At 69.7% G+C, this 21,708-nt stretch carries 23 protein-coding genes; 14 read left to right on the top strand and 9 right to left on the bottom strand.

What is annotated here, in order from left to right:
• Nucleotides 1–155: 155 nt before the first annotated feature.
• A complete protein-coding gene (locus OG870_RS11695) occupies nucleotides 156–635 on the bottom strand; it encodes an anthrone oxygenase family protein (protein ID WP_266512340.1) in 480 nt (159 codons plus the stop codon).
• A gap of 201 nt (nucleotides 636–836) precedes the next feature.
• Nucleotides 837–1,532, bottom strand: a complete 696-nt coding sequence (locus OG870_RS11690; RefSeq protein WP_266512337.1) for a DUF2293 domain-containing protein — start codon at nucleotides 1,530–1,532, stop codon at nucleotides 837–839.
• Nucleotides 1,533–1,670: 138 nt separating this feature from the next.
• Here OG870_RS11690 and OG870_RS11685 point away from each other — a divergent pair, with 138 nt between their 5' ends.
• The 3 genes from OG870_RS11685 to OG870_RS11675 all read left to right on the top strand — a co-directional run bounded on the left by OG870_RS11685 (nucleotide 1,671) and on the right by OG870_RS11675 (nucleotide 3,350).
• Nucleotides 1,671–2,312 carry a uridine kinase gene (locus tag OG870_RS11685; protein ID WP_266512334.1) on the top strand — a complete coding sequence of 214 codons (642 nt, stop codon included), beginning with the start codon at nucleotides 1,671–1,673 and terminating at the stop codon, nucleotides 2,310–2,312.
• 61 nt (nucleotides 2,313–2,373) lie between these two features.
• Complete coding sequence (locus OG870_RS11680; protein ID WP_266512331.1) at nucleotides 2,374–2,787, top strand: PPOX class F420-dependent oxidoreductase; 414 nt, start codon at nucleotides 2,374–2,376, stop codon at nucleotides 2,785–2,787.
• 134 nt (nucleotides 2,788–2,921) lie between these two features.
• Entirely contained in the window at nucleotides 2,922–3,350 is a 429-nt protein-coding gene (locus OG870_RS11675) for a CBS domain-containing protein (RefSeq protein WP_266512328.1), read from the top strand.
• 18 nt (nucleotides 3,351–3,368) lie between these two features.
• Here OG870_RS11675 and corA read toward each other — a convergent pair whose 3' ends face one another.
• Nucleotides 3,369–4,496: a magnesium/cobalt transporter CorA gene (gene corA / locus OG870_RS11670; protein ID WP_266512325.1), complete on the bottom strand. Its 1,128-nt coding sequence runs from the start codon at nucleotides 4,494–4,496 to the stop codon at nucleotides 3,369–3,371.
• 155 nt (nucleotides 4,497–4,651) lie between these two features.
• Between corA and OG870_RS11665 the strand changes: the two genes are divergently transcribed.
• The 3 genes from OG870_RS11665 to OG870_RS11655 all read left to right on the top strand — a co-directional run bounded on the left by OG870_RS11665 (nucleotide 4,652) and on the right by OG870_RS11655 (nucleotide 6,124).
• Complete coding sequence (locus tag OG870_RS11665; protein ID WP_266512322.1) at nucleotides 4,652–4,780, top strand: hypothetical protein; 129 nt, start codon at nucleotides 4,652–4,654, stop codon at nucleotides 4,778–4,780.
• 7 nt (nucleotides 4,781–4,787) lie between these two features.
• Nucleotides 4,788–5,582, top strand: a complete 795-nt coding sequence (locus OG870_RS11660; protein WP_266512320.1) for a methyltransferase domain-containing protein — start codon at nucleotides 4,788–4,790, stop codon at nucleotides 5,580–5,582.
• A gap of 113 nt (nucleotides 5,583–5,695) precedes the next feature.
• A complete protein-coding gene (locus OG870_RS11655; RefSeq protein WP_266512318.1) occupies nucleotides 5,696–6,124 on the top strand; it encodes a VOC family protein in 429 nt (142 codons plus the stop codon).
• A 427-nt stretch (nucleotides 6,125–6,551) separates the two neighbouring features.
• Here the strand turns inward: OG870_RS11655 and OG870_RS11650 are convergent, their stop codons facing one another.
• Together OG870_RS11650 and OG870_RS11645 are read right to left on the bottom strand one after the other, a co-directional pair.
• Nucleotides 6,552–7,106, bottom strand: coding sequence for a methylated-DNA--[protein]-cysteine S-methyltransferase (locus OG870_RS11650; RefSeq protein WP_327690861.1), 555 nt, complete (start codon nucleotides 7,104–7,106; stop codon nucleotides 6,552–6,554).
• Between the two features lie 46 nt (nucleotides 7,107–7,152).
• A complete protein-coding gene (locus OG870_RS11645; RefSeq protein ID WP_327690860.1) occupies nucleotides 7,153–8,028 on the bottom strand; it encodes a glycerophosphodiester phosphodiesterase in 876 nt (291 codons plus the stop codon).
• 279 nt (nucleotides 8,029–8,307) lie between these two features.
• Between OG870_RS11645 and OG870_RS11640 the strand changes: the two genes are divergently transcribed.
• From OG870_RS11640 to OG870_RS11610, 7 genes are all read left to right on the top strand, one after another.
• Nucleotides 8,308–9,174, top strand: a complete 867-nt coding sequence (locus OG870_RS11640; protein ID WP_266512307.1) for an MHYT domain-containing protein — start codon at nucleotides 8,308–8,310, stop codon at nucleotides 9,172–9,174.
• A 40-nt stretch (nucleotides 9,175–9,214) separates the two neighbouring features.
• Nucleotides 9,215–11,353: an excinuclease ABC subunit UvrB gene (gene uvrB, locus OG870_RS11635; protein ID WP_266585484.1), complete on the top strand. Its 2,139-nt coding sequence runs from the start codon at nucleotides 9,215–9,217 to the stop codon at nucleotides 11,351–11,353.
• A gap of 160 nt (nucleotides 11,354–11,513) precedes the next feature.
• On the top strand, nucleotides 11,514–12,092 hold the full coding sequence (locus tag OG870_RS11630) for a TerD family protein (RefSeq protein ID WP_232648053.1): 579 nt from the start codon (nucleotides 11,514–11,516) through the stop codon (nucleotides 12,090–12,092).
• Nucleotides 12,093–12,174: 82 nt separating this feature from the next.
• Entirely contained in the window at nucleotides 12,175–14,169 is a 1,995-nt protein-coding gene (locus tag OG870_RS11625; protein WP_266585486.1) for a TerD family protein, read from the top strand.
• Nucleotides 14,170–14,399: 230 nt separating this feature from the next.
• A complete protein-coding gene (locus OG870_RS11620) occupies nucleotides 14,400–15,401 on the top strand; it encodes a TerC/Alx family metal homeostasis membrane protein (protein ID WP_266512284.1) in 1,002 nt (333 codons plus the stop codon).
• A 139-nt stretch (nucleotides 15,402–15,540) separates the two neighbouring features.
• Entirely contained in the window at nucleotides 15,541–15,840 is a 300-nt protein-coding gene (locus OG870_RS11615) for a hypothetical protein (protein WP_443063460.1), read from the top strand.
• A 63-nt stretch (nucleotides 15,841–15,903) separates the two neighbouring features.
• Entirely contained in the window at nucleotides 15,904–17,004 is a 1,101-nt protein-coding gene (locus OG870_RS11610) for a calcium:proton antiporter (protein WP_327690858.1), read from the top strand.
• On the opposite strand, the gene OG870_RS11605 is transcribed toward OG870_RS11610, so the two are convergent.
• Nucleotides 16,994–18,265 (bottom strand): MFS transporter, encoded by a 1,272-nt coding sequence (locus OG870_RS11605; protein WP_266841117.1) that lies wholly within the window; start codon nucleotides 18,263–18,265, stop codon nucleotides 16,994–16,996. The genes OG870_RS11610 and OG870_RS11605 overlap by 11 nt on opposite strands.
• A 218-nt stretch (nucleotides 18,266–18,483) precedes the next feature.
• Here OG870_RS11605 and aroQ point away from each other — a divergent pair, with 218 nt between their 5' ends.
• Entirely contained in the window at nucleotides 18,484–18,957 is a 474-nt protein-coding gene (aroQ, locus tag OG870_RS11600; RefSeq protein WP_266585494.1) for a type II 3-dehydroquinate dehydratase, read from the top strand.
• A gap of 25 nt (nucleotides 18,958–18,982) precedes the next feature.
• Here the strand turns inward: aroQ and OG870_RS11595 are convergent, their stop codons facing one another.
• From OG870_RS11595 to OG870_RS11585, 3 genes are read right to left on the bottom strand one after another with little or no spacing between them, the layout of a single operon-like run.
• Nucleotides 18,983–19,735, bottom strand: coding sequence for an amino acid ABC transporter ATP-binding protein (locus tag OG870_RS11595; protein ID WP_266512275.1), 753 nt, complete (start codon nucleotides 19,733–19,735; stop codon nucleotides 18,983–18,985).
• Nucleotides 19,732–20,649: an amino acid ABC transporter permease gene (locus OG870_RS11590; protein ID WP_266841120.1), complete on the bottom strand. Its 918-nt coding sequence runs from the start codon at nucleotides 20,647–20,649 to the stop codon at nucleotides 19,732–19,734. The genes OG870_RS11595 and OG870_RS11590 overlap by 4 nt, the downstream gene beginning before the upstream one ends.
• Entirely contained in the window at nucleotides 20,646–21,530 is an 885-nt protein-coding gene (locus OG870_RS11585) for an ABC transporter substrate-binding protein (protein WP_266512270.1), read from the bottom strand. The genes OG870_RS11590 and OG870_RS11585 overlap by 4 nt, the downstream gene beginning before the upstream one ends.
• Nucleotides 21,531–21,708: the final 178 nt, after the last annotated feature.

The raw sequence follows: 21,708 nt of genomic DNA, 5'->3' as shown, positions 1-21,708 counted from the left end.
CCGTGCGTCATCGGGCGGCATTCTTTCGGCCACGATACGACTCCTCGGCCCTGTGCGCAGAGGGGACGGACAGCGCTTTCCGCCCCACCCCTCCCGGCATTCCCCCAACGCCCGCCCGGAACTTCTCAACGCCCCCGGAACTTCTCAGCGCCCTCTCATATGAGCGCCAGCACATACGCCATCGCCGAGCCGGCCGAGGCGACCATGCGGACGTGGTTCCAGAACGTCCACTCGCGCACGTACGACGGCCAGTACGCGGCCGCCTCCGCGGTGCCCGGGTCCAGCTTGAGCAGGGCGTCGTTGCGCGGCACGTTCGCGACCATGGTCACCCCGAAGCAGCCGAACAGATACAGCGCGCTGCCCACCAGCAGCTCCACCGTGCCCTGGTCCGGCCACAACACGAACGTCACCACGGCGAGCACCGCGCACAGCACCGCCGACCCCACGAACACGAGCATGAACGCGGGCATCACCGCGCTCACGTTGATCGCGTTCATCGCGGCGACGCCCTGCGCCGGCGGCAGCGCGGCGAGCCCCCTCATCACGAACGTCGAGAAACCGCAGAAGACCCCGGCCACCAGACCGGTCCCGAGCACCCCCAACACCGTCAGCCAGAGGTACGGCCCATCGATCACTTCAGGTCAACTCCCCGTATCGAGCCGAGACCGCGCCCGGCACCTCCAGTCACCACCAGTGAAATCCCGCACGCGATCGGTGACCATGGCCGAACGACGCGGGCGCATGCGCGAGCGTCCAGGCGCGCACCGTTGGTCCGCCGACCGTGCACGGCAGGCCCGGCGCTCGCCGCCCGGCCCCTTCTTCTCGTCCCCTTTTCGTCAACCGACCTCCACCCTGTCCGACCGCCACCCCTGCAGCACCGTCTCCACCCCCGCTCCGATCCGCCGCCGAGCCTCGTGCCGCGGCACCCCGCTCATCAGCAGCTGGTCGTACGGCGTGTCCACATGCCGTACGGACGCCACGACCGCCGAGACCACCGCCCCCTCGGACAGCGCCCGCCCCGCGGCGCTCCGGCCCACCCGCCCGCTGCCCCGCACCGACGCGTGCTCCGCGATCTCCCGGGCCCGCTCCACCGGGCACCCGGGAAACAGCCGCCGTATCTCCGCCGCGAACGCCTTCGTGAACCGCACGTCCTCCGCGGCCCGCCGCCGGGCGTCCCGCACCCGACGCCGCCGCCGCGCCTCGGCGTCCGCCAGGCACCGCCGCTCGGCCCGGGCGAGCCCCGCCTCCTCGACCAGGACGCCCTGCCGCTCGTACCGCGCCTTGCGCCGGTTGAAGCGCACCACGACCGCCGACAGCGTGCTCTCCTCCCGCGACCGACGCGTCAGCGCCGTGTCGCCGCGCGGCAGGAACACCAGATGCCCGAGATCGGCACAGTCGAGACACCGCGGCGCTCCCTCTTCGAGCACGAGCAGCGTCAACGGTCCGGCTTGACACTCCTTGCAGTGTCGTCTGCGGAGAGGCTGGAAGACGAGAAGTCCGGTGCGGGGCGGGGGAGTTGCCAGACGTGCCATGGGTGATTCATTCCCCCTGACAGGACTTGGGACCACCGCGCCATCACGCCCTCCGCGCCCGCGCTCCGCGCACCCTCCTCCGGTACACCTTCCCTCCCCGCGGGTACGCGACGCATCCGGGCGGGCGGCTGACGCATCATGGGCCGTGTGCGACTCGAAGCGATCACCTGGGACCGGCTCGGCGACCTCCTGGCCGAGCGTCTGCTCGACCTCAAGCCGGCCGACGGCGGCTCCTGGCCCCGCATCGCCTTCGACGGAGCCCCGGCGGCCCGTCCCGGGGACCTCGCCGAGCGCGTCGCCGAGGCCCTGCGCATACGCGGCCGGCCCTCGCTGGCCGTCGGCGCCGAGGGCTTCCTGCGGCCCGCCTCGCTCCGTCTGGAGTACGGCCGCCAGGACGTCGACACCTATTACGACGGCTGGTTGGACTCCGGCGCCCTGTGGCGCGAGGTGTTCGGACCTCTCGAAGCCGGCGGTGACGGACGCGTCCTGCCCGACCTGTGGGACCCGGCCACCGACCGCGCCACGCGCAGCCCCTACGTCCAACTCCCGCCCGGCGGCTTCCTGTTGCTCCACGGTCCCCTCCTGCTGCGTCACTGGTTCCCCTTCGACCTGACCGTCCATGTCCTCCTCTCACCCGGCGCCCTGCGCCGCCGTACCCCCGAGGCCGACCACTGGACGCTCCCCGCCTTCGAGCGCTACGCGGACGAGACCGCCCCGGCGGACACGGCCGACGTCCTGGTGCGTGCCGACGATCCACGGCATCCGGCATGGAGGGGGTGAGAGGCCACTAGGTGGCGCCCCACCACTTTTATATGCGCGTGCATTTAGTTACTGTGATCCCATGCCGACCTCATCGAGTGATCCCGTCCCCTTCGCCGACTCCGTCCGCGCCCTTCTCGACGGCAAGAACTTCGCCAGCGTCGCCACCCTCGGCCCCGACGGCGCCCCGCAGAACTCGGTGGTCTGGATCAAGCGCGACGGCGACACCGTGCTCTTCTCCTCCACCGACGGGCGCCAGAAGGTGCGCAACCTCCGCCGCGACCCCCGCATCAGCCTTTCGGTCTTCGACCTCGCCAACCCCTACACGTCGGTCGAGATCCGCGGCACCGCCGAGATCCTCCCCGACGAGGGCAAGCGGCTCCCGCACGAGCTCTCGCACAAATACCTCGGCATCGATCCGCCCGCGGAGAAGGACGACGAGGTCCGCGTGATCATCCGCATCGTCCCGCGGAGGATCGTCGGCTTCTCGGCCTGACATCGCCTTCCCGGGCCGCCTGTTACCGCGGGGTTCAGGGTGCACGGGGCGGGCCGCGCGGCGAGAATGTAGGGCGCCGGGACTAGCGGAGCGTTCCCGCGCCGCGCCGGCCGTCCGGCACCGGGAGGTATTCCATGACCACCGCCGGAGACATCATGCACCGTGGCGCCCAGTGGATCCCCGCGCACGAGACGCTGGACCGCGCGGCCCAGCTGATGCGCGAGCTGAACGTCGGAGCACTGCCCATCAGCGACGAGAACGAGCGGCTCTGCGGCATCCTCACCGACCGCGACATCGTCGTCGGCTGTGTGGCCATGGGCCACGACCCGGCCAAGGTCACCGCGGGCGAGATGGCTCACGGCACCCCGCGCTGGATCGACGCGAGCGCCGACGTCGGCGACGTACTCCGGGAGATGCAGGGCCACCAGATCCGCCGGCTCCCCGTCATCGAGAACAAGCGGCTGGTCGGGATGATCAGCGAGGCCGACCTGGCCCAGCACCTGACGGAGGACCAGATCGCCGACTTCGCCCACAGCGTGTACGCGAGGGGTACGACCCGCTGACCCGTCGGACGCGGCGCGTCACAGCCAGCCGCTGCGCCTGAAGCCGCGGTACAGCACCAGACACGCCAACGACATCACGCCTATGACCAGGGGGTAGCCGAACCTCCAGTGCAGCTCCGGCATGTGATCGAAGTTCATGCCGTACACACCACACACCATCGTCGGTACGGCGATCACCGCGGCCCAGGCCGTGATCTTCCGCATGTCCTCGTTCTGGGCGACCGTGACCTGCGCGAGATGAGCCTGCAGGATCGAGTTGAGCAGTTCGTCGAAAGAGGCGATCTGCTCTTTCGCCCGCATGAGGTGATCGAGGACGTCCCTGAAGTAGGTCTGTATCTCCGGGTCGACCACCCGTACCGGCCGGGTGGCGAGGTCCTCGACCGGGCGGCCCAGGGGGACGACGGCGCGCTTCAGCTCCAGCAGCTCACGCTTGAGCTGGTAGATCCGGCCCGGGTCGGCCCGCGCGCCGCCCTCCGCGAACACGTCCATCTCCACCTGGTCGATGTCCGCCTGGATGGAGTCGGTGACGTGCAGATAGTCGTCGACCACGTGGTCCGCGACGGCGTGCAGCACCGCCGCCGGCCCCTTCGCGAGCTGGTGGGGGTTGGACTCCAGCTCCTCGCGCAGCGGGCCCAGCGAGCCGTGCATCCCGTGCCGGACGGTGATCACGAAGTCCTCACCGACGAACAGCATGATCTCGCCGGTGTTCACCACCTCGCTCGTCGCCGTCAGCTCCTCGTGCTCGACGTAGCAAACCGTCTTGAACACCGCGAACAGCGTCTCGCCGTAGCGCTCCAGCTTCGGACGCTGATGTGCCTCGACCGCGTCCTCGACCGCCAGCGGATGCAGGTCGAAGAGCTCGGCGATGCCGGCGAACTCCTGGTCCGTCGGCTCGTGCAGCCCGAGCCACACGAACCCGTCCCCCTTCTTGCGCACGCGCTCCACGGCGTCCACCAGATCGCTCCCGCCGGGGACCCGCACGCCGTCCCGGTAGGTCACGCAGTTCACCACCGAGGAGCCCAGCGGGGATCTGGCCGGGTGACTCAGGTCGACGCGGGGGCGCCGCCTGGCCAACCGTGCCACCGTGCGGAGGCCGCCGACCCTGCCGAGGTGCGTGACCTTCCGCAGATTCCCTGCCATGGACATCTGGATCTCCTTGCGTGGATCTCCGGCTCGATGCGTGGTGCGCGGTTCACCTGCGCGATGAACCGCCTGCTTGTGCCTTGGCGCGCCAGTGTGCCAGGTCTGTGTAAGCGGCGGGTGAGCCTGTGGGAGCAGGGCATTCCGCTTGGTTCCCGACTGTGGACGAAGGGTTCCCCGACGACCGGGTCGGCCGTCACGCCGTACGCCGTGCGCCGTGCGCCGAGGCGTCGACGGCTTCCGCCGAGACCTCGACGGCCTCCGCCGAGCCGGGCGAGCGGCTGGGATGATCGCGCCATGACGCGATCCGACGGGTACCTCCTCGACAACCAGCAGAACGAGGCGGGAGAGCGCTTCGACGCCTTCGCCACCCTCTTCGACCCGACGACCTTTCGGCACCTCGAAGGGTTGGGCGTCGGTTCCGGCTGGCGGTGCTGGGAGGTGGGTGCGGGTGGCACCTCCGTGGTGTCCTGGCTTGCCGAGAAGGTCGGTGCGACCGGAAAGGTCGTCGCCACGGACATCGACACGTCCCTGCTCGCCTCCGTCGCCCGTCCGCCGGTGGACGTACGGGTCCACGATGTCGGTGCCGAGGAGCCGCCCGGCGAGGGCTTCGACCTGGTGCACGCCCGGCTCGTCCTCGTCCATGTGCCGGACCGCGAACGGGCGTTGCGTTCGATGGTCAAGGCCTTGCGCCCCGGCGGCCGGCTTCTGATCGAGGACGCCGACCCCGCCCTGCAGCCCCTGGTCTGCCCCGACGAGCACGGCCCCGAGCAGGAGCTCGCCAACCGCCTGCGGCACGGCTTCCGTCACCTGCTCGCCGACCGGGGCGCCGACCTCGCCTACGGCCGCCGCCTCCCGCGCCTGCTCCGCGAGGCAGGCCTGCGCCAGGTGGAGGCCGACGCGTACTTCCCCCTCACCTCGCCGGCCTGCGCCGCCCTCGAATCGGCCACGATCCGCCAGATCCGCGACCGCCTCGTCAGCGCGAAGATCGCCACGAACGAGGACGTCGACCGCCACCTGGCGAACATCGCATCCGGTGCAATGGACCTGGCCACGGCCCCGATGATCTCGGCATGGGGACGCAAGGCGTAACCCGCGACCCCGTCCACCTCCCGTCCCCCCGTCCCCCGTCCCCTCGTCTCCGGCGAGCGGCAGCTCCGGTCAGGACCTTGCGGCCTGTGGGAGACGGCACCAGCCTGAAGAACATGACGGACAACACGACACGTCTCGATCATGTCGTCCTGTGGGTACACGACCCGGTCGCCGCGGCCGGCTTCTACGAGAAGGCCGTCGGGCTGCGCCCCCTCAGGACCAGCGAGTTCTCCGCAGGGAAGGCGCCGTTCCCCTCGGTACGGCTCAACGACGAGACCATCATCGACCTCATGCCCCACACCATGGCGGAGCACATGACGATGCTCCCCGGCGCCCCCGAAAGCGCGGGCCACCCGGTCAACCACGTCTGCCTGGCCCTGCCCGGTGACGACTTCGACGCCCTGCACAGCCGCCTGGCGGAACGCTCCGTCCCCGTCTCGGAGTTCTCGTACGACTCCTACGGCGCCCGCGGGAAGGCCAGGCGCAGCTTCTACTTCCGCGACCCGGACGGAAACGTCTTCGAGGCCCGGCACTACGACTGACAGGGCACGGGGGACCACGAGCGGCAGGGCACAGGGAACTACGGCCGACAGGGCACAGGGGGTGCCCACGCGTGCCTGGGCACCCCCTGCCTCAGCGCCTCAGACCGGCCGTACGCCGGTCAGCGCCCCGTGCGGATCGAGCACGTACTTGCGGCGAGCACCTTGAGGATCACACCGTGCCGGCACTTTCGGCCGACGTTCTCGGATGCGACCCCGGCCCGTCCTGGAGTTCAAGCGTCGGGTAGTCGATGGTCCTCACTTCCACCGCGCCCGGCTTGAGATACGCGACTGCCCTGTTTCCGCTCATGCGTGATCGCCGTCCCTTCGGCTCCGAGCCCTCGGATGCCAGTGGCTGTGCGCATGGCGGAGTCTGCTACCGGCCCCGCTTCCCGACCACCCTTCGCGCGCCCCTCAGAACGTCAGAGCGTCAGAACAGCGGCTCGGGCAGTACCCCCTCCAGAGCGAGCAGCTTGCGCTTCGTCTCCAGCCCGCCCCCGAACCCGCCGATGCCCCCGTCGCTCTCCACCACCCGGTGACAGGGCACGACGACCGGCAGCGGATTGGACCCCATCGCCACCCCGACCGCCTGGGCCGCGCCCGGCTGGCCCACCCGCCCTGCGAGGTCGCCATAGCCCACCACCGCGCCGTACGGGACACCCGAGGCCAGTTCGCGCAGTACCTGCCGGTTGAAGCCCGAGATCAGCGACCAGTCCAGCGCCAGCTTGAAGTCGCGCCGATCGCCCGCGAAGTACGCCTCGACCTGGCGTATCGCCTCGGTCAGCAGCGGCGAGCCGGGTGCCTCGACGGGCTGGCAGCCCAGCCGCGACGCCAGCCGGTCGAGCGCCTTGTCGCGTGCCGCCCCGGTGGCGTGGAACACGACGTTGACCAGGCCTTCGCGGGTCGCGGCCAGCAGCAGCGGGCCGATCCCGGTGCCGACCACCGCCCACACGACCTGCTGTTCGTACTGCCCATCGCTGTCCATGCGCCCACCGTACGACCCGCCACTGACAACGCCCGGCGAGCGGGGCTCAGGGGGCCTGCAGGGCGGCCCTGACCACATCCGGCTTGTCGGTGATGAGGCCGTCCACGCCGTACCGGGCGACCCGGCGGGCGGTGTCCGCGTCGTCGACGGTCCAGGCGAAGACGGCGAGCGGCCGGCCGTGCGGTCCCGTCACGGCGTGCACGGCGGCGACGTAACCCCGCGAGATCGAGCCGTAGGACGGGTTGATCCCGTCGGTGAAGCTCGCGTACCCGGGCAGTTCCGAGACGCGCGGTGTGCCGAGGAAGCCCGTCCTGACGGCGGGTTTGAGGTCATGGACGATCCGCAGGCTGTCCGCGCTGAAGCTCTGCACGATCAGCCGGTCGGCGAGGTGCTGCCGGTCGAGCCAGCCCTCGTTGCCGAGGACCTTCAGGGTCTGCCCCTCGATGCCCGGGTACAGGTCGGGGTTCTTGATCTCCAGCAGCAGCTTCTGGTGGTTGTGCTCGACGCGGCGCATGTACTGCGTCAGCGTCGGCACGTGCGCGCACCCGAACCCGGGGCCGAACCAGCTGCCCGCGTCGAGGCGTGCGATCTCGGCAGCGGTGAAGTCCTTCACCTTCCAGGGCGCCCGGTCGGGGAACACCTGCTCGACGTCCGTGGTGCGCTGCAGGCTGTCGTCGTGGATGACGACGAGCTGGCCGTCCTTGGTGCGCTGGACATCGTTCTCGACCCAGGTGATGCCCAGCTCGGCCGCCTTGTCGATGGAGGCCAGTGTGTTCTCGGGCGCGTAGGCGGCTGCCCCTCGGTGGCCGATGACCAGGGGCCGCACTCCGACGTCGCCCGCCCGGGCGGCGGAGCCGGGCAGCAGAAGGGCAGCGGTCCCCAGGAGCGCGGCGGTGATGGCGGCGACTGCGCGCGCGTGCATGCGTACTCCTCGCGTCGGTCGATCACGGTCAGATCAACTGTGACAGCAGAGCGTCAACGACGGAGGGGTGCAAGATGGCCACACATTGAATGCAGATGCCCAAGTGCGCTCACTGTTGCCGCACAACTGAGGCAACGACGTGTTTCTTTGCCGGAAAATCGTTCGACCATTCCGGTGGGAGTCATACTCTCTGCCTCACCCCTGACCGCCCGGGCGGTCCCGGGAGGGGCGTATTTCAGGGGATTACAGGACGTACGAAGGCGGGAAGGGCAGCCGCGCATGCAAGGCACGGTCGACGGATTCAGCTACGGACTCGTCACACCGCTGGTGGCCTTTCTCATGGCCTCCCTCGGCGGCGCTCTGGGCCTGCGCTGCACCACCAGATCCATGGTCGTCTCGCACTCCTGGCGGCCCGGCTGGCTGGCCCTCGGTTCGGCGGCCATCGCTTCCGGCATATGGACCATGCACTTCGTCGCGATGATGGGGTTCAAGGTCAAACAGGCGCCCATCCACTACGACAGAGCGATGACGTTCGCCAGTCTCGGAGTCGCCATCGTCATGGTGGGAATCGGCATATTCATCGTCGGCTACAAGGGCGCGAAAGGTACGGCCCTGTTCACCGGAGGCACGATCACCGGCCTGGGTATCGCCTCGATGCACTATTTGGGCATGGCCGGAATGCGCCTGAACGGACAGCTGGAGTACAACACGGTGACCGTCGCCGTCTCCGTCGTCATAGCGATGGTGGCCGCGACCGCCGCTCTGTGGGCGGCCGGGCAGGTCAGGGGCTTCCTGTGGAGCGTGGGCGCGAGCCTCGTCATGGGCCTCGCCGTCAGCGGCATGCACTACACGGGCATGGCGGCCCTCAGCGTCCACCTCCACGGCACGGGGGCACCCGCCGCCGGCGCATCGCCCGCCGCGCTGCTGTGGCCCATGCTCGTCGGCCCGCTCGCCTTCCTCCTGCTCGCGGGGGTGGTCGTGATGTTCGACCCGCTGATGGTCATGGGGAAACCCGACTGGACCCCCGTCGAGCACAAGCCGGGCGTCCCGGCCCATCCGGCGGTCCACCACCCGGCCCACCGCCCCCCGCTCCGCCCGGTCCGGCAGCCCGGCCGGAGCGGCTCCCGCACCCCGCAGAACCGCTGATCGGTCCGCGTTGTCAGTGCCGGGTCGTACGGTGGTTTCCATGCGGCCCGTTTCCAACATCGAACGCACGGTGGCGCCCTTCGAGGTCGTCAGCCCCTACCAGCCCAGCGGCGACCAGCCGACGGCCATCGCCGAGCTGGCCAAACGCATCGAGGCAGGCGAGAAGGACGTCGTCCTGCTGGGCGCGACCGGCACCGGCAAGTCCGCCACCACCGCGTGGATGATCGAGAAGCTCCAGCGCCCCACGCTCGTGATGGCGCCGAACAAGACCCTGGCCGCCCAGCTGGCGAACGAGTTCAGAGAACTCCTGCCGAACAACGCAGTCGAGTACTTCGTCTCGTACTACGACTACTACCAGCCCGAGGCCTACGTCCCCCAGTCGGACACCTACATCGAGAAGGACTCCTCGATCAACGAGGAGGTCGAGCGCCTGCGCCACTCCGCGACCAACTCGCTGCTCACCCGCCGTGACGTCATCGTGGTCGCCTCGGTCTCCTGCATCTACGGCCTCGGTACCCCGCAGGAGTACGTGGACCGCATGGTCCCCCTCAGGGTCGGCGACGAGATCGACCGGGACCAGCTGCTGCGCCGTTTCGTCGACATCCAGTACACGCGCAACGACACGGCGTTCACGCGCGGCACCTTCCGCGTCCGCGGCGACACCATCGAGATCTTCCCGGTTTACGAGGAACTCGCCGTCCGCATCGAGATGTTCGGCGACGAGGTCGAGGCACTCTCCACGCTCCACCCGCTGACCGGCGAGATCATCAGCGACGACCAGCAGCTGTACATCTTCCCGGCCACCCACTACGTAGCGGGCCCCGAGCGCCTGGAGCGGGCCGCCAACGACATCGAGAAGGAGCTCGGCGAGCGCCTGGCCGAGCTGGAGAAGCAGGGCAAGCTCCTGGAGGCCCAGCGCCTGCGGATGCGCACGACGTACGACCTCGAGATGCTCCGCCAGATCGGCTCCTGCTCGGGCGTCGAGAACTACTCGATGCACTTCGACGGCCGCTCGCCCGGCTCCCCGCCCAACACACTCCTGGACTACTTCCCGGACGACTTCCTGCTCGTCATCGACGAGTCACACAACACCGTGCCGCAGATCGGCGCCATGTACGAGGGCGACGCCTCCCGCAAGCGCACCCTCGTCGACCACGGCTTCCGCCTGCCCTCGGCCCTCGACAACCGTCCCCTGAAGTGGGAGGAGTTCCAGGAGCGCATCGGGCAGACGGTCTATCTGTCGGCGACCCCGGGCAAGTACGAACTCTCACGCGGCGACGGCGCCGTCGAGCAGATCATCCGCCCCACCGGCCTGATCGACCCGGAGGTCGTGGTCAAGCCCACCGAGGGGCAGATCGACGACCTGGTGCACGAGATCCGGACGCGTACCGAGAAGGACGAGCGCGTCCTGGTCACCACCCTCACCAAGAAGATGGCCGAGGACCTCACGGACTACTTCCTGGAGCTCGGCATCCAGGTCCGCTATCTGCACAGCGACGTCGACACCCTGCGCCGCGTCGAGCTGCTGCGCGAACTGCGCTCCGGCGAGTTCGACGTCCTGGTCGGCATCAACCTCCTGCGAGAGGGCCTCGACCTGCCCGAGGTGTCCTTGGTGGCCATCCTCGACGCCGACAAGGAGGGCTTCCTGCGCTCCGGCACGTCCCTGATCCAGACCATCGGCCGCGCGGCGCGCAACGTCTCCGGCCAAGTCCACATGTACGCCGACAAGATCACCCCGGCGATGGAGAAGGCCATCGACGAGACCAACCGCCGCCGGGAGAAGCAGGTCGCGTACAACACGGCGAACGGCATCGACCCTCAGCCTCTCCGCAAGAAGATCAACGACATCGTCGCGCAGATCGCCCGCGAGGACGTCGACACCGAACAGCTGCTCGGCTCCGGCTACCGCAAGCTCAAGGAGGGCAAGGGCGCCAAGGCACCCGTGCCCGCCCTCGGCGGCAAGGCGGCCGGCGGTGCCAAGTCCGCCAAGGGCAAGGCCAAGGAGACGGTCCCGACCGACCGGCCCGCGGCCGAACTCGCCGAGCAGATCGAGGAGATGACGGCGCGTATGCGGGCCGCGGCCGCCGACCTCCAGTTCGAGATCGCGGCCCGGCTGCGCGACGAGGTCTCCGAGATGAAGAAGGAACTGCGTCAGATGAGGGAGGCGGGCCTGGCCTGACCTCCGCGGGCGACCGCCGGGCCTCGGCATACGCGCTGTGTGTTGCAAGACCGACACAAAGTACGAGCCGGGGTACGGCACGGTCAGGGGCCCTGCGTAGGGTTCTGGTCAACCGCGGACTCCGCGGCAACAGGGGACAGTTCGAGAGGGGAATCAGCGCGTGACCGTCAACATGACCAAGGGTCAGGCCATCAGTCTGCAGAAGAACGACGGAGGCAGCCTGACCGCGGTGCGCATGGGTCTCGGCTGGCAGGCGGCTCCCCGGCGCGGCCTGTTCGGCTCGCGCACGCGGGAGATCGACCTGGACGCCTCCGCGGTCCTGTTCGCGGACAAGCAGCCGGTCGACGTCGTCTTCTTCCGCCACCTGGTGAGCGACGACGGCTCCGTGCGCCACACCGGTGACAACCTCGTGGGCGGTGTCGGCCAGGGCGGCGACGACGAGGCGATCCTCGTCGACCTGGCGCGCATCCCGGTCCACATCGACCAGATCGTCTTCACCGTGAACTCCTTCACGGGCCAGACCTTCCAGGAAGTGCAGAACGCGTTCTGCCGTCTGGTCGACGAGACCAACGGCCAGGAGCTGGCCCGCTACACGCTGGCGGGCGGTGGCGCCTACACGGCCCAGATCATGGCGAAGGTGCACCGCTCGGGCCCGGGCTGGACGATGACCGCGCTCGGCACCCCGGCCAACGGCCGCACCTTCCAGGATCTGATGCCGTCGATCCTGCCGCACCTGTAGGGCAATCCCGCCGGGGCCTGTCGGAGTGCAGGCCCTGGCGGCACACGACACGACGGACCAGCGACACAGGGGGACGAGGGCGATGACGGCCGAGCTGGTGCGGGGGCAGAACCACTCGCTCTCCCAGGCCCGTCTGGAGATCCGGGTCTCGGCCGGTGCACCGGTCGTGGCCTCGGCCACGCTCAGCGACGAGCACGGCAGGGCCCGCGGCGTGGAATGGGTGGCGCATCCGGGTGCCCCCACTCTCCCGGGGCTGGAGGTCTCCAAGCAGGCCGCCGCCGACCACCGTCTCGCGGTGGACCTGGGCGCCATGCCGGAGGCCGTGCACCGCGTCAATGTGCTGCTCGCCCTGCCCACCGGAGGCGGGGGACCGGTCCGCTTCGGCGCCGTGGCGGCCCCGTTCGTCGCGGTCACCGGCCTCGACGGCACCGAGGTCGCCAGTTACACCATCACCGGCCTGGACGCCGAGTCGGCCGTCGTCGCCCTGGAACTCTACCGACGGCAGGGCGCCTGGAAGGTGCGCGCCGTCGGCCAGGGCTACGCAGGCGGCCTCGCCGAACTCTTCGCCGACCAGGGCCTGTCCGAGGCCCACCAGCTCGCGGGCACGATCAACGAGGCGGTGGCTCAAGGCCTGGCCCGCTCGGTGCCCGCACCTCCGCAGCGCACGGCGGACGGCGACCGTACCCGCCAGGCCGCCGCACCGGCGCTCGGCCCCGACCAGGGCGGGCCCGCGCCCCAGGCCACCCCTGGTCACGCGATCCCGCAGCCCACGTCGCCGTACGGTCCACAGGGCACGCAGTCGGGGTATCCCGCGAACCCTTCCGCGGCCACCCAGCCGTCCGTTCCCCACGTCGGCAGCCCGGTCGACTACAGCCACCCCGGGCGGCAGAACGCCGCACCGCCTCCGCCCCCGCCGACCGCGCCTCAGGCCCCGCCCGGGCAGCCCGCGCAGCCCGTCGCGGGCGACGCCACCGGCTGGTCGATGGACGAACGGCTGTACAACCAGGTGTGGGGCATGTTCGAGGACCTGGCCCGGACCGCGGCCGCGTACCGCAGCGCCGTCGACTTCGCCGACTCACGCATGGAGAAGGAGCTCGACCAGGCCCTGTCCGACCCGCGCAGCAGGATCGGTGGACAGGGTGACGCCGCCCGCGAGGCGGCCCGGGTCAAGCACGCGCAACTCGTCGACCAGGCCCGCCAGGCCCTGGACCGGGACCTCGCCCAGCTGGCCGCCGAGTCCGATGTCGTCGAGCCCGCGCTGCCGCCCGCGTACGCACGCTGGGACAACCCCGTCTGGCACGCCTACCGGGTGCCGATGGAGATCCCCATGGCCCTGCGCCTGGGCGACCTGTACCTGCCCGAGAGCGAGCTGCTGCGCATCCCCATGCTGGTCCGCCTGCCGCTCGAACGCGGTCTGTGGATCGACAGTGGACGCACCGGATCACTCGACGAGTCGTACGCGGACGCCCACGCACCTGGACGCCTCGCGATGGACACGGCGGTGGCGCTGGCGGTCCGGCTGCTCGCGGTCTACCCGGCGGGCGAGTTCGCCGTGCACGTCATCGACCCGGCCGGCTCCGGGGCTCAGGCGCTCGCGCCGCTGGTGCGGACCGGCCTGCTCGCCTCACCACCTGCCCCGGGTGCGGCAGGGGTGTCGGACGTCCTGACCCGGCTCACCCAGCGCGTCGACCTGGTGCAGATGGCGGTGCGCGGTGGTGCGGCAGACTCGCTGCCGCCCGGCTTCGACACCGCCGAACAGCTCCTGATCGTCAACGACTTCCCGCACGGCTTCGACGACCGTGCCGTGACCCAGCTACGCTATCTCGCGGACGAGGGCCCGGCCGTCGGCGTCCACCTGATGATGGTCGCGGACCGCGAGGAGGCCGCCGGATACGGGCCTTTGCTCGACCCCCTGTGGCGTTCGCTGATGCGACTCACACCGCTGCCCGACGACCACCTCGCCGACCCGTGGGTCGGCCATGCCTGGACGTACGAGCCGGCGCTCGTGCCGCCCGGCAGTCAGGTGCTCCAGCAGGTGCTCAGTCAGATCGCGCAGGGCCGCACCAAGTACATGTGAAGCTCTCTGACCAGCTGTTTTGGCCTTTCTTTTACCAATCGCTTTACCTTTCCTTGGTGATTGGGGTACTGTTTTCCTCACGGAGGGGAGTACTCCCTGTCTGCTGCGGCGCACCCGTCAGTACGGATCAACCAGATCCCGGGGCGTCGGCCCAGGGCCCGTGCCTGGGTGGAAGAGACCTCCGGTAGCGACGACGCTGACATTTGCCGTTACGTACTGCCGGAGGCGCAGTGAATGTTTCCCCGACCCTGTGGGTCCTGACCATCGTGGGCCTTGCCGCCCTCATCGCGGTCGACTTCTTCATCGGCCGCAAGCCGCACGACGTCTCGATCAAGGAAGCCGGGATCTGGACGGTCGTCTGGATCGCCCTCGCCGGGCTCTTCGGGCTCGGCCTGCTCGTCTTCGGAGGCGGCCAGGCGGGTGGTGAGTTCTTCGCGGGCTTCATCACCGAGAAGTCGCTGAGCGTCGACAACCTCTTCGTGTTCGTGCTGATCATGGCGAAGTTCGCCGTGCCGTCCCAGTACCAGCAGCGGGTCCTGCTCGTCGGTGTCCTCATAGCCCTGGTACTGCGGGCGATCTTCATCGCCGCCGGAGCGGCGATCCTCGCCAGCTTCGCCTGGGTCTTCTACCTCTTCGGCGCCTTCCTGATCTGGACGGCCTGGAAGCTCATCCAGGAGGCCAGGGCCGACGAGGAGGACGAGGAGTTCGAGGAGAACAAGCTGCTGAAGGCCGTCGAGCGCCGCTTCGGCGTCGCCGACCGCTACCACGGCACCAAGCTGTGGATCGCCCAGAACGGCAAGCGGGTCATGACGCCGATGCTGGTCGTGATGCTCGCGATCGGCACCACCGACGTCCTGTTCGCGCTCGACTCGATCCCCGCGATCTTCGGTCTGACCCAGGACCCCTACATCGTGTTCACGGCGAACGCGTTCGCGCTGATGGGCCTCAGGCAGCTGTACTTCCTCATCGGCGGACTGCTGAGGAAGCTGGTCCACCTCAGTTACGGCCTGTCGATCATCCTGGGCTTCATCGGCGTGAAGCTGGTACTGCACGCGCTGCACGAGTCGGGGGTCCACGTCCCCGAGATCGGCATCCCGTTCTCACTCGGCTTCATCGTGCTCGTCCTGGCGATCACCACGATCACCAGCCTCAGGGCGTCCAAGAAGCAGGCGGCGGCCGAGGCGGCGCAGGCGGAGAGCGAAGGCGCTCCGAAGGACAGCATCCAGGCCTGACCACGACCGACGTAGGGACAACCACCTCCGGGAGCGGTGCGCGGCGAATTGCCGACCACCGCTCCCGGTGCTTCGTTGGGTGCTTGGCGCTCCCGCCCCGGGAGAGCCATGGCCGGGTGGAGGCACCGTGGACGCACCGATGAAGTTCGTGCAGATCGTCGACTTCGAGACCGACCGCATCGAGGAGATGCGGACCCTGTCCGAGGAGATGGAGAAGAAGTTCGCCGGCCGCAGTGGCGGCCCGACGCACCGCCTCGTCCTGCACGACCGCAACAACCCGGGCCGCTATCTCGTCGTGATCGAGTTCAACTCGTACGAGGAGGCCATGCGCAACAGCAACGACCCCGAGACGACGAAGATTGCCGAACAGATGGCCGCATTGTGTACCAGGCCGCCGTCCTTCACGGACTGCGACGTGGTGGGCATGACCGAGTTCTAGCGATGCCCACGGGCCCCGCACCGCCGGAGTGCGGGGCCTGTACGCCTCTGCGACGATCACTCCATGATCGCTCGGCTGAGGTCGCTCACGACACAGTGGACGTCCGTCGTGCCGGCTCTCGCGGTCGTCCTGCTGGCCTTCACCTGGGGGCGTGACCTGCCCGGCGCGGTCGTCGCCCTCGTGACACTCGTCCTCGCGGGCGCGGTGCTGGCGGCCGTCCATCATGCCGAGGTGGTCGCCCACCGGGTCGGCGAACCCTTCGGCTCCCTCGTGCTCGCCATCGCGGTCACGGTCATCGAGGTCGCCCTGATCGTCACCCTCATGGTGGACGGCGGCGACAAGAGCTCGACCCTGGCCCGGGACACCGTCTTCGCAGCCGTGATGATCACCTGCAACGGCATCGTCGGCATCTGCCTCCTCGTCGCCTCACTCCGGCACGGCCTGGCGGTCTTCAACCCCGAGGGCACCGGCGCCGCCGTCGCGACCGTCGCCACCCTGGCCACGCTCAGCCTGGTGCTGCCGACGTTCACCACGAGCAAGCCGGGCCCGGAGTTCTCGGGCGTACAGCTCACCTTCGCCGCGATCTCCTCGCTGATCCTCTACGGCCTGTTCGTCGCGACCCAGACCGTGCGGCACCGCGACTACTTCCTGCCCATCACCCGTCAGGGCGAGGTGATCACGGCGGACGACCACGCCGACGCGCCGTCCGCCCGCACCGCCTGGACCAGTCTCGGGCTGCTCGGCCTGGCACTGATCGGCGTGGTCGGGCTGGCCAAGGGAGTGTCGCCGACCATCGAGTCCGGGGTGGAGGACGCCGGACTGCACCAGGCCGTCGTGGGCGTGATCATCGCCCTGCTGGTCCTGCTGCCCGAGACCATCGCCGCCCTGCGCTCCGCCCGCCGGGACCGGGTGCAGACCAGCCTGAACCTCGCCCTCGGCTCCGCCATGGCCAGCATCGGCCTGACCGTCCCAGCGGTGGCCCTGGCGTCCGTCTGGCTCTCCGGCCCGCTCGTCCTCGGCCTCGGCTCCACGTACATGGTGCTGCTCGCGCTGACCGTGGTGGTCAGCTCCCTGACCGTGGTGCCGGGCCGGGCCACGCCGCTGCAGGGAGGCGTCCATCTGGTGCTGTTCGCCGCCTACTTGGAGCTGGCGATCAATCCATGACCGGCTTCGCGACGGCCACCGGTACCGGTCGCGTCTCGGGCAGCAGCGCGAAACAGCCCAGGCTCAGCAGCGCGATCGCCGTCAGATACGCGCCCACGCCCCACGGCACCCGGCCCCCGTGCTCGGCGAGCGCCGTCGCCGCGATCGGCGTGAGCGCACCCCCGAGCACCCCGCCGAGGTTGTAGCCGACCGCCGCTCCCGTGCAGCGCACCCGTGGCTCGTACAACTCGGGCAGATACGCGGCGATGACTCCGAACATCGTGATGAACGCGATCAGCGCACCCAGGAAGCCCGTGAACATCAGGAGCGGCTCACCCGTCGCGAGGAGCGCGACCGTGGGAAACATCCACAGGACGGCAGCGGCGCAGCCGGCCAGGCACATGGGACGCCGTCCGTAGCGGTCTCCGAGCAGGGCGGCGACCGGCGTGAGCGCGCCCTTCACCACCACCGCGGCCATGATGCAGGTCAGCATGACGGTACGGCTCACTCCGAGTCGCTCCGTCCCGTACGCGAGGGACCAGGTCGTCACGGAGTAGAAGATCGCGTAGCCGACCGAGAGCGCCCCGGCCGTCAGCAGGACGAGCCGCCAGTGCTCGCGCACGACCTCCACGAGCGGCACGCGCGCGTGGTCGTCGATATCCAGGAAGCTGGGACTCTCGGCGAGCGAGGACCGCAGCCACAGCCCCACCGCGGCCAGCACCCCCGCCGCCCAGAACGGCACACGCCATCCCCACTGGGCGAACTGCGCCTCGGGCAGTGTCGCCGACAGCGCCAACACCACACCGTTGGCGAGCAGAAACCCGAGGGCGGGTCCGACCTGCGGGAAGCTCGACCACAGTGCGCGCCGTTCGGCGGGCGCGTGCTCAGCGGTGAGCAGCACGGCCCCGCCCCACTCCCCACCGAGCCCCAGCCCCTGCAGAAAACGCAGCACGAGCAGCAGCAACGGCGCGGCCACACCGATCGACTCGTACGTCGGCACGCAGCCGACCGCGACCGTGGAGGCGCCGGTCAGCAGCAGCGAGCCGACGAGGACCGGCCGGCGTCCGCGCCGGTCCCCGATGTGCCCGAAGAGCACCGAACCCAGTGGCCTCGCCACGAATCCCACACCGAACGTGGCAAAGGCGGCGAGCGTCCCCGCCACCGGCGAGAACGCCGGGAAGAACAGCGGCCCCAGGAACAGCGCCGCGGCGGTCCCGTAGACGAAGAAGTCGTAGAACTCGATGGCCGTCCCGGCGAGCGAGGCGGCCGCGAGCCGCCGCATGGAGGGTTTCGTTACGGTGCGTACGTCGTGCATGCCGCGTCAACTACCCACGGTGATCGCGGGTTACGGGGGCGCGCGGGTGCGTGTGGGCAGCGTCAGTACGTGAGGGTGATGCGCCGGGAGGATACGGGCCGGTCCACCGTTGATACAGCGTGATAGACCGGTCCGAGCAGCGGTCCTTCGCCGGATCGCCCCACCCCGACCGGACCGGAGGAACCGTGCCCCGCACCCTGGCCAACGCCCCGATCATGATTCTCAACGGGCCCAACCTGAACCTGCTCGGCCAGCGCCAGCCCGAGATCTACGGCAAGGACACCCTCGCCGACGTCGAGGCCCTGTGCGCCAAGGCGGCGGCCGCGCACGGCGGCACGGTGGACTTCCGTCAGTCCAACCACGAGGGCGAGTTGGTCGACTGGATCCACGAGGCGCGGCTCAACCACTGCGGGATCGTCATCAATCCCGGTGCCTACTCCCACACCTCGGTCGCGATTCTGGACGCTCTCAACACCTGTGACGGGCTGCCCGTGTTGGAGGTGCACATCTCCAACATCCACCAGCGCGAGTCGTTCCGGCACCATTCGTACGTCTCGCTCCGTGCCGACGGCGTCATCGCCGGGTGCGGTGTGCAGGGCTACGTGTTCGGCGTGGAACGCGTCGCGGCGCTGGCGGGGGCGGCTCAGGCCGACGCGTAAGCCCCGACGTCCAGGCGCGCGCCCCTTACAGCCGCCCCGCTTCCACGATCCGCCGCAGGAACCGCTGTGTGCGCTCCTGCTGCGGATCGCCGAAGATCTGCGCGGCGGTTCCGCGCTCCAGGACCACGCCTCCGTCCAGAAAACAAACCTGGTCGGCGACGTCCCGGGCGAAGCCCATCTCGTGCGTCGCCAGCACCATGGTCATGCCGTCGTCCTTGAGGTCACGTACGACGGCGAGGACCTCACCGACGAGCTCCGGGTCGAGGGCCGCGGTGATCTCGTCGAACAGCAGCAGCCGGGGCCGTACCGCGAGAGCACGCACGATCGCCACACGCTGCTGCTGACCGCCGCTCAGCCGGTCCGGGAACTCGCCCGCCTTCCCGGCAAGGCCGAGCCGCTCCAGAAGCTCCCGGGCGCGCTCCTCGGCCTCCGCGCGGGAGGCGCCGTGCACGCGCCGCGGGGCGAGGGTGATGTTGTCCAGGACGGTCATGTGCGGAAAGAGGTTGTACGCCTGGAAGACGACGCCGATACGACGGCGTACCGCGTCCTGGTCGACGCGCGGATCGGTGATCTCCTCGCCGTCCAGCCAGATCGCGCCGTCGTCGATCTCCTCCAGGAGGTTGGCGCACCGCAGCAGCGTCGACTTCCCGGACCCCGAGGCGCCGATCAGCGCGGTCACCGTGTGCGGCGCGACCTCCAGGTCGACGTCCCGCAGGACGACCGAGTCGCCGAAGGCCTTGCGCACGGACTCCATGCGCAGCACGGGCGCGTCGCTCATATCGATCCTCCCTGGGCCCGCCGGCGGTCCATCCGGGCCGTCACCCAGTCCGTGAAGCGGGTCATCGGGATGGTCAGCGCCACGAAGACCAGGCCCGCGACGATGTACGGCGTGTAGTTGAGGCTGCGCCCCACGATGATGTCCGCGGCCCGTACGGCGTCGATGGCACCGCCGATCGACACGAGACCGGTGTCCTTCTGCAGCGACACCAGGTCGTTGAGCAGGGGCGGCACCTGGCGGCGCACGGCCTGCGGGAGGACGACGTGTCGCAGCGCCTGCCGGTTGCTGAGGCCGAGCGAGCGGGCCGCCGCGCGCTGCGAGGGGTGCACGGACTCGATGCCGGCGCGGAACACCTCGGCCACATACGCCGAGTACGTGAGCGTGAGCGCCGTACCGCCGAGAAGCACCGGGTCGACGGTCACACCCTGCAGGCGCAGCGCCGGAACGCCGAGGACCACGATCATCAGGTTGATGATCAGCGGCAGCCCGCGGAAGAAGTCGGTGTACGCGGCAGCCAGGAACCTGAGAGGGAAGAACACGGGCCCGCGCAGCGTGCGCGCGATGGCGATCATCATGCCGAGGACCAGCACCGCCACGCCGCAGATCAGCAGCAGCCGGACGTTCAGCCACAGCCCTTCGAGGACTTTGGGGAACGCCTCGCGCGCGTACTGCCAGTCGAAGAACGTCTCCTTGGTGCGCGGCCAGCCGGGCGCGTTGACGACGATCAGGTAGAGGACGATGCCCGTGACGAGGGTCGAGAGCGCCGCGAGAGCCGTCGCGCGGCGGGCACGCGCGCGTTTGAAGGCCTCGCGCTCGATCCGCCGCTGCGACGGGACGTAGTCGTCGCCCCCGCCGGGCATGTCACCCGTGTCGTCCGCGCTGTCGCGGCCGGACTCCTCCTTCGCGACCGTCACTTGAGGACCGGGGCGTCGACGGCGTCGGAGAGCCACTGCTTCTCGATCTTCGCGAGCGTGCCGTCCTTGCGCAGGGCGTCCACGGCGCTCGTGACGCACGAGGTGAGCGCGCTGCCCTTGTCGAGCACGAGCCCGAACTGCTCCGGCGTACCGCCCTGGTTCTCGAACTGCCCGACGATCTTCGCGTCCGTCACTTCGGCAGCGGTGATGTAGAAGGCGGTCGGCAGGTCGACGACGATGGCGTCCACCTGGCCGTTCTTCAGCGCGGACTTGGCCTGGTCGTTCTTGGCGTAGACCGCGGCCTCCTGCTTCGGCTTCACCACGTCGGTGATGTAGTCGAGGCTGGTGGTGCCGACCTGGGCGCCCAGTTTGAGGCCCTTCAGATCGGCGATGCTGGACGCCTTCGCGGCCTTCGAGCTCTTGAGGGCGATCACGGCCTGGCGTACGTCGTAGTAGCCGGACGAGAAGTCGACGGCCTTCTTGCGCTCGGCACTGATCGACACCTGGTTGATGTCGAAGTCGAAGGTCTTCACACCGGGCGCGAAGGCCTTGTTGAAGGGCACGCTCTGCCAGACGACGGCGCTCTTGCCGTAGCCGAGCCGCTGTGCCACGGCGTAGGCGACGGCCGACTCGTAGCCTTTGCCGTTGGCGGGCTTGTCGTCCTTGAACCACGGCTCGTACGCGGGCTCGTCGGTGGCGATCGTCAGCTTGCCGGACGTCTGGGTGGCCAACTTGCCCTTGGCGCAGGTGTTCCCGGCCGACCCGGACGGCGCGGCCGCCGCCTTCTCCTCCGGCTGCGGGGCACAGCCGACGGCTGTGGCAAGCAGGGCGATGGTTGCCGCGGCGACGGCGCGGCGCAGTGCGCGAGGGGCGAGGTACATGGCGGGAGATTGGCAGTACGACCTCCCGTTTGTCGAGGTCACGACTACAATTGTCCGCATAGTGGGAACGGGTGTTGCAGTCCTGTGAACAGTTTCCGGACAGGGAACGCGCCGGGGCCGCCGGTCGAGGGCGGGGATCGAAAGACCGGCGGCCCGTACCGCCCAGGAGCCGTCATCC

The organism is Streptomyces sp. NBC_00461 (assembly GCF_036013935.1).
In the GTDB taxonomy this organism is placed as follows: Bacteria; Actinomycetota; Actinomycetes; order Streptomycetales; family Streptomycetaceae; genus Streptomyces.
The sequence above is the reverse complement of the archived record's forward strand: the minus strand, read 5'-3'. Positions and strand labels throughout refer to the sequence as shown.

What these genes read in the sequence shown, in the direction of transcription:
- OG870_RS11690 (WP_266512337.1), bottom strand. Translation starts at nt 1,532, where the DNA reads ATGGCACGTCTGGCAACTCCCCCGCCCCGCACCGGACTTCTCGTCTTC.
- OG870_RS11680 (WP_266512331.1), top strand. Translation starts at nt 2,374, where the DNA reads ATGCCGACCTCATCGAGTGATCCCGTCCCCTTCGCCGACTCCGTCCGC.
- OG870_RS11640 (WP_266512307.1), top strand. Translation starts at nt 8,308, where the DNA reads ATGCAAGGCACGGTCGACGGATTCAGCTACGGACTCGTCACACCGCTG.
- corA (WP_266512325.1), bottom strand. Translation starts at nt 4,496, where the DNA reads ATGTCCATGGCAGGGAATCTGCGGAAGGTCACGCACCTCGGCAGGGTC.
- OG870_RS11595 (WP_266512275.1), bottom strand. Translation starts at nt 19,735, where the DNA reads ATGAGCGACGCGCCCGTGCTGCGCATGGAGTCCGTGCGCAAGGCCTTC.
- OG870_RS11645 (WP_327690860.1), bottom strand. Translation starts at nt 8,028, where the DNA reads ATGCACGCGCGCGCAGTCGCCGCCATCACCGCCGCGCTCCTGGGGACC.
- OG870_RS11605 (WP_266841117.1), bottom strand. Translation starts at nt 18,265, where the DNA reads ATGCGGCGGCTCGCGGCCGCCTCGCTCGCCGGGACGGCCATCGAGTTC.
- OG870_RS11675 (WP_266512328.1), top strand. Translation starts at nt 2,922, where the DNA reads ATGACCACCGCCGGAGACATCATGCACCGTGGCGCCCAGTGGATCCCC.
- OG870_RS11655 (WP_266512318.1), top strand. Translation starts at nt 5,696, where the DNA reads ATGACGGACAACACGACACGTCTCGATCATGTCGTCCTGTGGGTACAC.
- OG870_RS11615 (WP_443063460.1), top strand. Translation starts at nt 15,541, where the DNA reads ATGAAGTTCGTGCAGATCGTCGACTTCGAGACCGACCGCATCGAGGAG.
- OG870_RS11585 (WP_266512270.1), bottom strand. Translation starts at nt 21,530, where the DNA reads ATGTACCTCGCCCCTCGCGCACTGCGCCGCGCCGTCGCCGCGGCAACC.
- OG870_RS11685 (WP_266512334.1), top strand. Translation starts at nt 1,671, where the DNA reads ATGGGCCGTGTGCGACTCGAAGCGATCACCTGGGACCGGCTCGGCGAC.
- OG870_RS11660 (WP_266512320.1), top strand. Translation starts at nt 4,788, where the DNA reads ATGACGCGATCCGACGGGTACCTCCTCGACAACCAGCAGAACGAGGCG.
- OG870_RS11650 (WP_327690861.1), bottom strand. Translation starts at nt 7,106, where the DNA reads ATGGACAGCGATGGGCAGTACGAACAGCAGGTCGTGTGGGCGGTGGTC.
- OG870_RS11610 (WP_327690858.1), top strand. Translation starts at nt 15,904, where the DNA reads ATGATCGCTCGGCTGAGGTCGCTCACGACACAGTGGACGTCCGTCGTG.
- OG870_RS11625 (WP_266585486.1), top strand. Translation starts at nt 12,175, where the DNA reads ATGACGGCCGAGCTGGTGCGGGGGCAGAACCACTCGCTCTCCCAGGCC.
- uvrB (WP_266585484.1), top strand. Translation starts at nt 9,215, where the DNA reads ATGCGGCCCGTTTCCAACATCGAACGCACGGTGGCGCCCTTCGAGGTC.